Genomic DNA, 12,744 nt, shown 5'->3' with positions numbered 1-12,744 from the left:
AGCGCGTGCCGTCGCCGGTGGACGCGGCGTGTGCCCCGGGGGCCCTACGCCGCCTCGTCCAGAGCCGGGGCGGTGTGTCCGGCCAGCCTCCGGTGCAGGTACCGCAGCCCCTCGGCGGTGACCCGAAGCTGCGGCCGCCCCGGCGTGCGCCTGCCCGTGCGCGGGTGGTCGTAGGACGTGGGCCGCAGGCGCAGATGGCGTTCGTGCCGGGCCTTGGGCACGTCGTCGTCCGGGGAGACCATCCCGCTGTCGCGGATGAAGGAGAACAGGCGGCGCTGTCCGGTGGAGATGGCGGGGTCCCGGTTGAGGACGTGCGCCGCCTCGCGTACGGAGTAGTCCCCGTCGGCCGAGACCAGGACGTTCCAGGCGCGGGCGGCGGACGCGGTCTCCCCAGCCTCGGCGTGCGCCCGCAGGGCCCGGCGCGCGGCGGCGGAGACCTCCCGGCCGAAGCGGTCGAGGGAGGCGAGCGCCTCCGGGGTCATCGCGCCGAGGTCGGCGTCGGCCAGGACCTCGTCGTACGGCATGTGTTCGATGTGCTGCACCGCTCCTCCCCACGGCCTCCGCTCCCGCCCCGCTGTCCCGGGCACCGGAGCGGCGTTGCGGCGGGCCCTCACCACCTGCCCGCACTCCTGTTGTGTATTCCAACGCGGACGCGCCGCGTGGTATTCCCGGAAAACGCTCCGGCGGACCTGACGGGAAGAGGGTCGGAGCAGGCCGCTGAGCAGGCCGGACCGCCTGACCACACGGGCTTGGCGCGTTCTCGAAGTGCGGTCCGGGAAAACGTTTCCGACCGCCCCGGGGACGGAATCCGCACCGCCGAGAAAACCTTCTTCCGAAGTTTTCCAGGTGGCGCCGAAAAAGGTTTCCCACCTTTTCCGGAGCGCGTGGACTCACCGGCCCGGGGCGGGCCCACGGCGCGGCGCACCGGGGGCCGTCTCCGCGCCGCGCCGCCGTCCGGGGTCCGGCGGGCGCGGCGCCGTCGCTCAGCCCGCGCGGACCGGGCGCGACCGGAGGGCGCGCGGGCGGACGAAGGCCCGGCGGCGGTCCCGGGTGCGCAGGCGGAAGGCCACCCCCGACACCGCCACCGCGACCAGGAACCACGCGGGCCCCAGCAGCAGGTACGGGAGCGGCACCGTGTCCTGGAAGCCCGCCGCGACCCCGGTCTGCATGGGGCCGTAGCCGGGCAGGTAGCGCACGACGTCGCTGTCCGAGGACGGGTTGGACACCGGGTTCTGCAACCCCATGTCGATGATGGACAGCATGACGATGCAGAACATGCCCTCCAGTTCCCCCCGGAGCAGGGCCGCCAGCATCACCCCGATCCCGCCGAAGGCCAGCGCGGCCCCCATCAGGGAGAGCCACAGCATGAACGGCTGCTCGGGAACCCAGTACCAGCAGATCACCGCCACCGCGTAGGCGCAGACCAGCGCCGATGCCGTGACCAGCGCCGTGAGCTTGGCCGCGAGCAGGTGCAGGCGCGGGTACCCGGCCATCGCCAGCCGCTGGTCGAACCCGAAGGAGCGGTAGGTGACGATGAACATCATGAACCCGACGATCAGCGTGACGGCGTTGACGGCGCCGGAGATCTTGCTGACGTGGTTGCCGTGCACGGTGACGGTCTCGCCGGTGGCGCGCAGGAGGAACCGCACGTCGGCCTCGGCGATCACCAGGGAGACCAGGGTGATCCAGGTGGGGATGAAGAGCACCACCAGGACCAGCGCCAGCCGGTTGCGCAGGTGCTCCAGCAGGGCCATGCGGGTGGCGGTGGCGTAACGGGTCCGGGCGCGGCGCATCACCGGCCCCCCGCCGCCGCGGGGGCCTGGGGGACCGGCGGGGCCGCCCCCTCCACCAGGCGTCCGCCCTCCAGCCGCCACAGGCGGTCGAAGCGCACCGTGTCGAAGGCGATGTGGGAGACCACGAGCACGGAGCGCCCCCGGTCGCGCAGGTCGGCCGCCAGCCGCCAGAACCGCTCGTAGGTGTCCCAGTCGAACCCCTGGTAGGGCTCGTCCAGGAGCAGCAGGTGCGGGTCGTGCATCAGCGCGAGGGTGAGGTTGAGCTTCTGCAGGGTGCCGCCGCTGAGCGTGGAGACCCGGTGGCCGAGGTACTCGGCGAACCCGAGGACGTCGAGGAGTTCGCGGGCGCGGGACAGGTCGGGCAGGTCGTGCGCGACCTGGAAGAGGCGCAGGTGCTGGGCGACGGTGAAGGCCGGGTTGAGCACCGTGTGCTGGGGGCAGTAGCCCAGGCTGCCGGGGTGGTCCACGGTGCCGCGGTCGGGGGCGAGGACGCCCGAGAGGATGCGCAGCAGGGTGGACTTGCCGGAGCCGTTCTCCCCGACCAGTCCGGCCAGGCAGGCCCCGGGGAGTTCGAGTTCGGCGCCGCGCAGCACGTGGTGGCGGCCGTAGGACTTGCGGACGCCGCGGACCCGCAGCGCGGGCGTGGGGGTGGGTGCGTGTGTCATCGGTCTGCTCACTCGTGAGGAGGGGGTCGGGGGGGCCGCTACTCGCGTTCCCGGCGGGCGGCGTAGGCGCCGAGGGCGCCCATCATGACGGAGGTCCACGTGCAGGGCACCAGGTCCCGCAGGGGCTTCCACGTCCGCTCGACCAGGTCCTGGGCCTCCCCGGTGCAGGCGGCGACCGCGCCGCACTCCTCCAGGGACGCCGCGGCGGCGGCCACGGTCGCCTCGTCGGCGTCTCCGTCGCGCACCGAGTACCAGAGCTCGCGCGTCCGGCGGGGCGGCAGCAGGGCCACCGCGTGGGCCAGCGGCATCGTGACCTTGCCCGCGCGCAGGTCCTCGGCGGTGTGCTTGGTCGCCGAGCGCCCGCCGCCCTCGGCGGGCGCGGTGAGGCCGCGCAGGTCCATGACGTCGTCGGAGATCTGGTAGGCCAGCCCCACGGCGTCGAAGTACTCGCCCAGCGCCCGGAACTGCTCCTCACGGGCACCGGCGACGAGCGCGCCGATCTCGGCCAGCCCCCGCACGGGTGCCGCGGTCTTGAGCCAGTGGCCCGAGCGCACGCGCCGCAGGAGCGCCTCGGCGTCGCCGGTCTCCACGGCCTCGTCCATCGCGGCCCGGTGGCCCGCGATGTCGATCGCCTGGCCGCCGTGTCCGGCCCGCAGCGCACGGAGGTAGATCTGGTAGACGCGCAGCCTCAGGGCGTCGTCGTCGGGCAGGACCCGGTTCAGGACGCGGTCCAGCGCGAAGTAGGCCGCCGTCCCGGCGTTGACGACGACCGCGTCGCCGAAGACGACGTGGGCGGCCGGTCGGCCCCGCCGCAGCGGTGATCGGTCCTCGACGTCGTCGATCATGAGGCAGCCGGTGTGCAGCAGTTCGGCGGCGGCCACCAGGGGCCGGTAGGGCTCGCTGTCGACGCCGAACAGCTCGATGGCCGCCATCGAGACGTAGGAGCGCCAGCTCCTGCCCAGGCCCGCGGTGGCGTGCCGGACCGGGCCCACGAGCGACGCGTGCAGGTCCTCCAGCACCGCGCCGTCGAGCCGTTCGGGACGGTGCTCGGTCCCGGCCAGCTCCGCCAGGGAGCGCGCGTCCGGCTCCGCCGGGTAGAGGCTGTCGATCTCCTGGCGGGTGATCGCGCGGACGCGGGTGACGTGGCGCTCGAAGTCCTCGATCCGGGTGTCGGGGAAGACCTCCCACAGTCCGTGGCCGCGGACCGGGCGGCCCCCCATCGTGCCCTCGGCGTCGGCGTGGGCCTCCAGCCTCCCGGAGGGGGCGGTGACCGAGGCCGCCTCCTGGCGCGGGAACCACGCCGTGGCCCGGAGCCGCAGGTCCAGGAGCGGGATCTCCACGTCGCAGGCCGTGGGATAGGTGTTGAGGGTGGCCAGGGAGGTCCAAGGGCTCAGGCCGCGCAGGGTCGCGGGCGCCTCGACGCGCTCCCCGACCGGGGAGGACAGCACGGCCGTCGCCTCACACGCGGTCGGGGTTTCGTCTGGGGTGTCGGCCCCGCCGGTGCGGTGGACGGTCAGCTCCCACCCGTTGTCCAGGCGGACGCGGGCACGGGACCAGGGGGCGTCGCGGCCGTCCCGCGCCGGGAGGAGGTCCCCGCCGGACGCGCGCTCGTGCCAGCCCCGGCCCGCGACCCGCACGGAGCGGTCCCGCAGGCGGAGGACGCCGGCGGCCTCCAGGCTCACGGCCTCCGGGCCGAAGGCTTCCGGGATCGCGGATTCCAGGCCAGGGGCGTCCGGGTGCGTGGCCTCCGGCTCCGCGACCCCCGGGTCCCGGGACTCCCGATCGGGGGCCGTGGAGCCGTGGGCGGTGCGGGCGAGGGACGTGTCGGCGTGCCCGCTCGGGCGGCCGCCGTCCCCGGACGCGCTGTCCCCGGCCGGGGACAGCCGCAGCCGGAAACCGGACTCCTCCCCCCGCGCCTCGACGAGGAAACCGCCGCGCCCGTCCCCGCGCACATACGCCACGCCCCCGGCGTCCAGGTCCAGGGACTCGTCCCGCCACAGCGCCGCGCGCGGGAGCAGGCGGTCGGGTTCCGGCAGGCGCCCCTGGGAGAGGGCGTCGAGGAGCGCCCAGCGCATCCGCGGGTCGGTGACCCGGTCGGCGCCGACGAGGGCGCGGACCGCGTCGACGCACCCCTGGTCCATCCACGACTCGCCGCCGTGCGCGCGTGCGCGCCGGTCGGCCACGTACCAGACCGCCTGGTGGGCTTCCGGAACCCCGGCCGCCGCCCCGCCGAGGCGGGCGAAGGAGAACACCAGGCCGTACTCGTCCGCGCCGTCGACCAGGCGGAACGCGAACCACAGCCGTTCGGGCCCGCCCCGCGGGTCAGGCGCGTCCGGCTCGGCACCGGGTGGCGCCGTTCCCCCTCCCCGCCGCCCCTCGGAACCGTCCCGTGTCCCCGGGTCCCCGCCATGTCCCCACGCGTCCATCGCGCCCACTTCCCGCTCGTACGGCCCGGGGCCACCGCCCCGGGCGCGAACGGAGAGTATCTGACTAATCACCCAACGGGGTAACCGGAGGCGGGGGCGGTCCGGGGAGCGGGGCTACCCGAGGAGGCCCCGCCGGTAGGCCTCGGCGACCGCCGCGGCCCGGTCCCGCACGCCGAGCTTGTTGTACACGTGCTGGAGGTGGGTCTTGATGCTCGCCTCGCTGATGAACAGCCGCGCCGCCGCGGCCCGGTTGGACGCGCCGTCCGCGACGAGCCCCAGCACCTGCAGCTCACGGTCGCTCAGACTCTGACCGGCGGGTCTGCGGACCTGCCCCATCAGGTGCCGGACCGCGGTCGGCGCCAGGACCGACTCCCCCCGGTGCACCGCGCGCACCCCGCGCAGGAGTTCGTCGGGGGAGGCGTCCTTGAGCAGGTAGCCGGTGGCCCCGGCCTCGATCGCCGGGAGCACGTCGCTCTCGCTGTCGAAGGTCGTGAGGACGAGGACGCGCACGTCCGGCCGCTCCCGGGACAGGACGGCGATCGCACCGACACCGGACAGGACCGGCATGCGCAGGTCCATCAGCACCACGTCCACGGCCAGCCGTCCGACCAGTTCGACCGCCTCGCGGCCGTTGGCGGCCTCACCGACCACCTCGATGTCGTCCTGCGCGGTGAAGGCCCCGCGCAGGCCGTCGCGCACGACCGGGTGGTCGTCGGCGATCAGGACCCGGATCACGCCGCCCCCACCGGAATCGCGGGCACCGTGGCGCTGACGGCGGTGCCCTCCCCCTCGCCGCTCTCGATCTCCACCGCTCCCCCGATCCCGCGGACGCGCTGGCGCATGCTCCTGAGCCCGAACCCGTGCTGGCTGTGTCCCGTGATGCCCCTGCCGTCGTCGCGCACGTCGAGCAGGACGACGTCGTCGGAGTAGGACAGGGTCACGCCCACGCGCGAGGCGTCGGCGTGCCTGGCGACGTTGGTGAGCGCCTCCTGGGCCACCCGGAAGAGGACCACCTCGATCGCCGGGCTCAGGGCGACCCGTTCGCCGGTGACGTCGAGGTCGGGGCGGATGCCGTGCTCCTCCGCCCAGCGGCGGGTGAGTTCGCCCAGGGCCTCGGGCAGCTGGCTCTCCACCAGCTGCCCGGGCCGCAGGGCCTGCACGGAGCGCCGCGCCTCGGTCAGGCTCTCCCGTGCCAGGCCGAGCGCGCGGTCCGCGTGCGGACGCGCCGCCCCGGGGTCCTCCCAGACCCGCTGCGCCGCCTGGATCTGCGTCACGATCCCGGCGAGCCCCTGGGCCAGGGTGTCGTGGATCTCCCGCGCCATCCGCTGGCGCTCGTCCAGCACCCCGGCCTCCCGGGCCTGGGTGAGCAGCTGCGCGTGCAGCCCGGCGTTCTCCTCCAGGGCCGCCTCCAGCCTGGCCACCGTCACCCGGCGCTCCCGGTGCTGCTCGGCCGCCTTGGAGGCGATCACGAGCCCTCCGCCGACGGCCACGGTCTGGATGGTGATCACGCCGACGTAGACGAACAGGTGCTCCAGGAAGGGCCGCTCCGTGCCCGTTCCGGGGAACCCCATCGTGTTCGTGTACAGCGCGACCGCGGTGGCCGCGATCCCGACGAGGGTCAGCCGCCGGGGCAGCGCCATCGCGCGGAAGAACAGCGAGACCGTGAACATCATGAACAGGGTGGCGTGCGCCATCAGCGCCGAGGACAGCGCGAGGAGCCCCGCGAAGTGGATCCCGGCGAACAGCGGGCGGCCGTCCCGCCACGGCGGCGCGTACCCGAGGAGCACCCAGGCGGCGGTGAGCGCGGTCAGGCCGACGGTGACCGCGTGCCCGGTCCAGTCCGGCACGGGCCGGGACAGGACCAGCGCCGCCGAGGGCAGCAGCAGGGCCCAGGGAGCGGCGGCGAGGAACCCGTCCCACCACCGGTCCCAGTCCCGCACGGCGTCCGCCCCGGTGCTCCGTCGGCTCATCCGCCGCTCACTCCCATCGGAACAGTCGGGCCGCCAGCACTGCGGCCGCCACGGCGATCCCCGCCATTATCGCCAGTCGGACGAGTTGCGGCAGCCCCGCGTCCCCGGCGCCGCCCGACCAGCTCTCCAGCAGGAGCTGGGCGCCGGGGGGCGTGAACTCCCCCATCCGCGCCAGGAGGTCGGGGAGGACGTTCTGCGGCAGGAAGACGCCGCCCAGGAGCAGCAGGAGCATGTACAGCGTCATCGACAGGCCGTTGGCCGCGCCCGCGCTGGGCGCCACGGCGGCGATGAGGACACCCAGCGCGATGAGCGAGGCGGTCCCGACGGTGAACACGGCGGTGAACAGCAGCGGCCGGCTCGGCGGTTCGACGTCCAGGACCAGCCAGGAGGACAGCAGCAGGAGCGCTGCGGAGACGGCCGCCGCGGCGAAGACCACGATGATCTGCGCGGTCAGGAGCATCCCGGGGTGCATCGGCGTGGTCGACATCCGGCGCAGGACGCCCCGCTCCCGGTAGGCGGCCAGGGTGGTCGGCAGGTGCTGGACGCACAGGATCCCCATGCCGAGGATCAGGGCCATGGGAGCCCAGGTGTCGACGAAGCGCAGGCCGCCGAACTCCGGGGAGGGCTCCCGCAGCGTCGGCAGGGCGCCGAGCCCGAGCAGGAGCGCGGTGGGCAGCAGGATGCCGACGCTGATCGCCACGGGCTCGCGCGTCAGCAGCCGGGCCTCGGTCACGGTGACGCGCAGCAGGGTGGACACGGGGGCTCTCCTCGTGGTGTCGGTGCTCATGATTCGAGGGCTCTTCCGGTCAGGGCGACGAACACGTCGTCCAGGCTGGAGCGCTCCACGCGCAGGTCCTCGGCGACGACGTGCTCGCGGGCCAGGACGGAGGTCACGGCGTGGAGCAGGTTGCCCCGCCCCGCCACCCGGACCTGGCGTCCCCTGCGGTGCGCGGAGACCACCTCGGGCCGCGCGGTGAGCAGCTGCTCGTCGAACTCGGAGGGCGCCCGGAAGGTCACCTGCTGCTCCGGGCTGGCCCGCGTGACGAGCCCGTCCGGGGTGTCCAGGGCGGCGACGCGGCCCGAGTCGATCAGCGCGAGCCGGTCGCAGAGCCGCTCGGCCTCGTCCATGAAGTGGGTGACGAGCACGACCGTGACCCCGGAGTCGCGCACGTCCTCGATGAGGTCCCAGGTGTCCCTGCGCGCCTGGGGGTCCAGTCCCGTGGTCAGCTCGTCGAGGATGGTCACCGCGGGTCGGCCCACGAGGGCCAGGGCGATGGACACCCTCTGCTTCTGTCCCCCGGACAGCCTGCGGTACTGGGTGTCGCGCTTGTCGGCGATGCCCAGCCGCTCCATGAGCTCACCGGTGTCGGCCGGGGAGCGGTAGAAGGAGGCGTAGAGGTCGAGGGCCTCCCCGGCCCTCAGCCGGTCGGGCAGCCGCGCCTCCTGGAGCTGGATACCGAGGCGCTGGCGGATCGCGTCCCGCTCCCGCCCCGGGTCCCGGCCGAGCACGGTGATCGTCCCCGCGTCGGTGGGGCGCATCCCCGCGACGCACTCGACTGTGGTGGTCTTCCCGGCCCCGTTGGAGCCGAGGATCCCGAAGATCTCGCCCTCCTCGACGGAGAAGGACACGTCGTCGACGACGACCTTCTCCCCGTAGCGCTTGTGCAGGTTCCTGACGTCGATGATCGGCATGTCCCGAGCATCGCCCGCGGCGGGTGCGCCGCGGATCGCCCGCACGGCCACGGGATCGGTGGATCGCGGGGTCAACCGATCGGTTGACGCGCCGCCTCCGGACGGTACACGGAGGCCGTCTGTCACACGAAGGACGAAAGTTATCCCAGAGAACTGAGGTAGCACTGTGGCCTCATGCGCTACCAGAGGGTAATATCCTCAAACGTCGACATTTCTGTTACATTGCCACAACAGACACAGTAAAGGGGGTAGCGAACGTTGAAACGGTCATCGCTCACCCCTCACGTGGCATTTGGTGCCATCCGAACCTCGGATGAGTACTGAATCCGGAAGAAGACGAGGCAGCGATGAGGGTTCCCGACACCCCCGCCACTGCCGAAGGAGCGCTACGCCCGTTCCCTTCGTCCCAGCCCGCGCACACGGCCCCGTCAGGAGCGCCGGAGGCTGGGAGGACCCGAAGGGCGGGACCGGCCGCCGGGTCGGCCCACCCGTTCCCCCGGGACTCCGCCGGGCCAGCGGTGAGCTGAGGCCCTCCCGCGCGCGTCCGGCCGTCCGGTTCCGCGCGCACCGAGCCCGCACGCGTCCCCCGGTCGGCGAACCGGCGGGGAACGCGTGTCCGCACCCCCGGCCTGACTACGCTCCGTCACCACGGTGGTACGTGCGCCTCCGTGGCACAGCCCTTTCCGCGACCCGATTGGAGGCTTCCTTGTCTCCCCGCTCCATCGAAGAGGTACCGCTCCCCGCCCCCGCCGTCATCGAGGCGGTACGGCAGTCGTGCTCCGCGTTACCGCCCGGCTCCACCCGTCTGGCCGACCGCTTCTACCAGAACCTGTTCGAGATGGCGCCCGCCGTCCGCGACATGTTCCCCGCGAACATGCAGACGCAGAAGGAGCGCATGGCCTTCGCCCTGCTGGAGGTCGTCCGCTACCTCGACGAGCCCGAGGAGGTCGCCGGGTACCTGAGGCGGCTGGGCGCCCAGCACAAGCGGGACATGGACATCAAGCCCGAGCACTACCCCTTCGTGGGCCGCGCCCTGGTGCGCGCGGTCAGCGAGGTCTCGCCCACCTGGTCCTCCTCCATGAGCTCGGCCTGGATCGTGGTCTACGAGTGGATCACCGCCAACATGCTCGCGGGGGCGCGCGAGGCCGAGGGCGGGTCGGGTGGGTCCCGGACGGCCGGGAACGGCGGGTCCGGGACGGCCGGGCACGGCAGGACCGCCGCCTCCCCGCCCGGGGAGCGCCCGGCGCCGCCCGCGTCACCCCGGTCCGACCCCTCCGCCGAGGCGTCGTCCCCCCACCTGCGGGCCGACGCCCCGACACGCTGACCCGCGCCGCGGCGCGGTGGCCGGAACCCGAAGGCACCGGGTGACGCCCCGGCGCACCGGGCGACGCGTCCGCACTCCCCTTCTTCCCGACACCCCTTCCTCCCCGACAGCAGCGGCCCCTGCGTCCCTGACTATTCACACCAGCCCCACCAGCCCCATCGAGAGGCAGTGATGCGCGAGACCTCCCCACGGCACGTTCCCGGCAGCGAGGGTGAGCACCGCGTCCAGGCGCTGAACGGCACGAGCGAACGCGCCGAACGCTTCTACCGAGACCAGATGCTCGACCACCTGAACCCGCTCATGCGCGAGTTCGTCGCCCGGCAGGAGATGATGTTCATCGCCACCTCCGACCGGCGCGGCGAGTGCGACTCCAGCTTCCGCGCGGGACCGCCCGGCTTCGTCCACGTGATCGACGAGCACACCCTGACCTACCCCGAGTTCCGGGGCAACGGCGTCTTCGCCAGCGCGGGCAACATCCTGGAGAACCCGCACGTGGGCCTGATGTTCCTGGACTTCAGCCACGACCGCATCGGACTGCACGTCAACGGCCGGGCGTCCCTGCTGGAGGACGTGGAGCTGCGGCGCCACGTCCGCGGTCTGCCCGAGCCCGAGGTCCCGGGGCAGAAGGCGGTGCTGTGGACGGTGGTGCACGTGGAGGAGGCCTACATCCACTGCCGCAAGCACATCCCGCACCTGCGCAAGGTCGGCCGCGACGAGGCCTGGGGCACCGACGACACCCTGCGCAAGGGCGGCGACTTCTTCGGGTCCAAGGACACCCCCACGCGTTGGAACACTCCCCAGGCACCCGTCTACCAGATCTGACCGGGTCGGCCCCGCACGCCGCCCGGCGCTTCCGGCACCGGGCCGTCCGCCCGCGGCGGACACGGCGTGCGGGGCCCTCGGCGGGGCCCCGTGTCGCGGGGCGCTCAGCGGCGTTCGGGCACCCGCGCCAGCACCGCCTTCTGCAACGCCTCCAGCGGCCCCGCCCGGAAGCGGCGCAGCCAGAGCGTCGACACGGTCATGAGCAGGGCGCACACCGACGCCCACAGGCCCATCACCCACCACGGGCCGGTGTCGGCCAGGCGGGCGGCCAGCCCCAGGCCGAAGCCGTAGCAGACCAGCACGCAGACGACGTTCTGCGCGACGTAGCCGCTCATCGCCATCCGCCCCAGGGAGGACACGGCGGTGATCCCCCGTCCGGCGGGGTTCGCCCGGTCCACGACCCAGCCGACCGCGCCGACCAGGCCGAGCGCCACGACGGGCGCGGCGGCGTAGCGGTCTAGCATGAACAGGTCGGGTCCGGCCAGGGACGTGGCCAGGTTGACCGGCAGCCCGATCCCCAGGCCCCAGGCGAGCAGACGGCCCCGGATCCGGCGGCCGGTGTCGTCGCCGCCGAAGGCCCCGGCGCGGAAGAGCCGCACGCCCAGCAGGAACATGAACACCATCAGGGCGAAGGTGATGACCGGTTCGGCCCGGAACAGCAGCGCGTTGTCGAGCCGGAAGGCGACCTGCTCCAGGTAGCCGCCCTCGGCGTACAGCTCCACGGCCTCGGGCGGGACCCCGGCGCCCTGCGGGTCCGGTTCGGACAGGAGCGCGGCCGTGACCAGGCCGACGAAGGCCAGGTGGAGGGCGGCGCACGTCCACATCACGGCGTTCTGCGCCCGTTCCGACCGGGTGAGCAGCCAGGCCACCACGATCGAGGCCGCCGCGTAGCCCATGAGCACGTCCGCGGCGAAGACCAGCGTGAAGTGCACGAGCCCCTCGGCGAACAGGAACAGTGCGCGCCACTTGTAGGGGCCGGGCCAGCGCCCGCCGCGTCTGGCCGCGGAGCGGAACTGGATGGCCAGGCCCACGCCGAAGAGCAGGGTGAGCAGGGCCAGGAACTTGCCGTTGGCGGCGAAGGCGAACAGGCCCTGCGCCAGGGTCGCCGCCGACGGGTCCTCGCGGAAGGCCGCCATCGGGCCGATCGCGTCCGGGACGAAGATGATGCCCGCCTCGGCGCCCGGTGCGGCGAACAGCCACACGTTGGTGCCCAGGGTGCCCATGATGGCGACGCCGCGCAGGACGTCGAGCAGGGGCAGCCGGGCGGCCGGGCGGGCCGGAGCCGTGCTCTGCGGTGTCGTGCTGGTCATACCGGCCCCCTCGGGCTCCGGTTCGTACGGGTTCACGGCTTCACGGGCTCTCGGGGGCGGGGAAGAGCCGGTCCAGGTGGGCGGCGAGCGCGGCGCGGACCGCGCTCTCGGAGAAGGCGTCGCCGCCGGTGACGAGGTGGTGCACGGTCAGGCCGTCCACGAGGGCGACGAGCCCGGCGGCCTCGGCCGCCGTGTCCGTGCCGGGCCGGAGCTCGCCCCGGCGCACCGCCTCGTCCATCGCCTGCGTGAACACGCCCACCAGGTCGGCGGTGGTGTCCTTGTGCAGCCGCGACATCTCCGGGTCGGTCATCGTGGTCGGCAGGAACTCCAGCCACACGGTCAGTTCGGCGCGGCGTTCGTCGTCGAGCGGCAGCAGGGTCCGCGCCGCGCGGGAGATCCAGTCGCGGGCCGAGGCGATCGGCGGACCGTCGGTGTGCACCGCCGTCAGCCGGTCGGCGCCCTGCCCGTAGAGGTACTCCACGCCGAAGCGCAGCAGTTGCGACTTGGTGCGGAAGTAGCGCTGCACCAGGCCGACCGAGACGCCCGCCCGGTCGGCGACGTCGGCGAGGGTGGTCCGCGCCAGTCCCCGCTCCCCCACCGTGCTCAGGAGCGCGCGGGCGACCTGCCGCCTGCGCTCCTCGTGGTCCGCTGTTCGTGCCATGAAAAAATAATACGGTAATATTTTTCTGCCGTCCAGGCCCCGGGGCGGATCCGGCCGGGCGCGGCGGCGAGCGGCCCCGCC

12 protein-coding genes are annotated in these 12,744 nt (G+C 73.7%); 2 read left to right on the top strand and 10 right to left on the bottom strand.

The window, feature by feature from the left end; all coding sequences use genetic code 11:
• Positions 1–44: 44 nt before the first annotated feature.
• The 8 genes from PV789_RS02525 to PV789_RS02490 all read right to left on the bottom strand — a co-directional run bounded on the left by PV789_RS02525 (position 45) and on the right by PV789_RS02490 (position 8,546).
• Entirely contained in the window at positions 45–542 is a 498-nt protein-coding gene (locus PV789_RS02525; RefSeq protein ID WP_274975989.1) for a phage antirepressor KilAC domain-containing protein, read from the bottom strand.
• A 441-nt stretch (positions 543–983) separates the two neighbouring features.
• Positions 984–1,793, bottom strand: coding sequence for an ABC transporter permease (locus PV789_RS02520; protein WP_274975988.1), 810 nt, complete (start codon positions 1,791–1,793; stop codon positions 984–986).
• Entirely contained in the window at positions 1,793–2,458 is a 666-nt protein-coding gene (locus tag PV789_RS02515) for an ATP-binding cassette domain-containing protein (protein ID WP_274975987.1), read from the bottom strand. The genes PV789_RS02520 and PV789_RS02515 overlap by 1 nt, the downstream gene beginning before the upstream one ends.
• Before the next feature lie 38 nt (positions 2,459–2,496).
• On the bottom strand, positions 2,497–4,884 hold the full coding sequence (locus PV789_RS02510) for a polyprenyl synthetase family protein (protein WP_274975986.1): 2,388 nt from the start codon (positions 4,882–4,884) through the stop codon (positions 2,497–2,499).
• Positions 4,885–4,998: 114 nt separating this feature from the next.
• Entirely contained in the window at positions 4,999–5,619 is a 621-nt protein-coding gene (locus PV789_RS02505) for a response regulator transcription factor (protein WP_019609388.1), read from the bottom strand.
• Positions 5,616–6,854 (bottom strand): sensor histidine kinase, encoded by a 1,239-nt coding sequence (locus tag PV789_RS02500; protein WP_274975985.1) that lies wholly within the window; start codon positions 6,852–6,854, stop codon positions 5,616–5,618. The genes PV789_RS02505 and PV789_RS02500 overlap by 4 nt, the downstream gene beginning before the upstream one ends.
• 7 nt (positions 6,855–6,861) lie before the next feature.
• Positions 6,862–7,641 (bottom strand): ABC transporter permease, encoded by a 780-nt coding sequence (locus PV789_RS02495; protein ID WP_274975984.1) that lies wholly within the window; start codon positions 7,639–7,641, stop codon positions 6,862–6,864.
• Positions 7,638–8,546, bottom strand: a complete 909-nt coding sequence (locus PV789_RS02490; RefSeq protein WP_274975983.1) for an ABC transporter ATP-binding protein — start codon at positions 8,544–8,546, stop codon at positions 7,638–7,640. The genes PV789_RS02495 and PV789_RS02490 overlap by 4 nt, the downstream gene beginning before the upstream one ends.
• A gap of 706 nt (positions 8,547–9,252) precedes the next feature.
• Here PV789_RS02490 and PV789_RS02485 point away from each other — a divergent pair.
• Positions 9,253–9,870, top strand: coding sequence for a globin domain-containing protein (locus PV789_RS02485; protein ID WP_274975982.1), 618 nt, complete (start codon positions 9,253–9,255; stop codon positions 9,868–9,870).
• A 171-nt stretch (positions 9,871–10,041) separates the two neighbouring features.
• Positions 10,042–10,692 (top strand): pyridoxamine 5'-phosphate oxidase family protein, encoded by a 651-nt coding sequence (locus PV789_RS02480; RefSeq protein WP_274975981.1) that lies wholly within the window; start codon positions 10,042–10,044, stop codon positions 10,690–10,692.
• Between the two features lie 104 nt (positions 10,693–10,796).
• On the opposite strand, the gene PV789_RS02475 is transcribed toward PV789_RS02480, so the two are convergent.
• Both PV789_RS02475 and PV789_RS02470 read right to left on the bottom strand, forming a co-directional pair.
• Positions 10,797–12,002, bottom strand: a complete 1,206-nt coding sequence (locus PV789_RS02475; RefSeq protein ID WP_274975980.1) for a DUF418 domain-containing protein — start codon at positions 12,000–12,002, stop codon at positions 10,797–10,799.
• Between the two features lie 40 nt (positions 12,003–12,042).
• Positions 12,043–12,663 (bottom strand): TetR/AcrR family transcriptional regulator, encoded by a 621-nt coding sequence (locus PV789_RS02470; protein ID WP_274975979.1) that lies wholly within the window; start codon positions 12,661–12,663, stop codon positions 12,043–12,045.
• Between the last annotated feature and the right edge of the window lie 81 nt (positions 12,664–12,744).

The organism is Nocardiopsis camelliae (genome assembly GCF_028993595.1).
In the GTDB taxonomy this organism is placed as follows: Bacteria; Actinomycetota; Actinomycetes; order Streptosporangiales; family Streptosporangiaceae; genus Nocardiopsis; species Nocardiopsis dassonvillei.
The sequence above is the reverse complement of the archived record's forward strand: the minus strand, read 5'-3'. Positions and strand labels throughout refer to the sequence as shown.

What these genes read in the sequence shown, in the direction of transcription:
- PV789_RS02510 (WP_274975986.1), bottom strand. Translation starts at nt 4,884, where the DNA reads ATGGACGCGTGGGGACATGGCGGGGACCCGGGGACACGGGACGGTTCC.
- PV789_RS02470 (WP_274975979.1), bottom strand. Translation starts at nt 12,663, where the DNA reads ATGGCACGAACAGCGGACCACGAGGAGCGCAGGCGGCAGGTCGCCCGC.
- PV789_RS02480 (WP_274975981.1), top strand. Translation starts at nt 10,042, where the DNA reads ATGCGCGAGACCTCCCCACGGCACGTTCCCGGCAGCGAGGGTGAGCAC.
- PV789_RS02515 (WP_274975987.1), bottom strand. Translation starts at nt 2,458, where the DNA reads ATGACACACGCACCCACCCCCACGCCCGCGCTGCGGGTCCGCGGCGTC.
- PV789_RS02490 (WP_274975983.1), bottom strand. Translation starts at nt 8,546, where the DNA reads ATGCCGATCATCGACGTCAGGAACCTGCACAAGCGCTACGGGGAGAAG.
- PV789_RS02500 (WP_274975985.1), bottom strand. Translation starts at nt 6,854, where the DNA reads ATGAGCCGACGGAGCACCGGGGCGGACGCCGTGCGGGACTGGGACCGG.
- PV789_RS02520 (WP_274975988.1), bottom strand. Translation starts at nt 1,793, where the DNA reads ATGCGCCGCGCCCGGACCCGTTACGCCACCGCCACCCGCATGGCCCTG.
- PV789_RS02475 (WP_274975980.1), bottom strand. Translation starts at nt 12,002, where the DNA reads ATGACCAGCACGACACCGCAGAGCACGGCTCCGGCCCGCCCGGCCGCC.
- PV789_RS02495 (WP_274975984.1), bottom strand. Translation starts at nt 7,641, where the DNA reads ATGAGCACCGACACCACGAGGAGAGCCCCCGTGTCCACCCTGCTGCGC.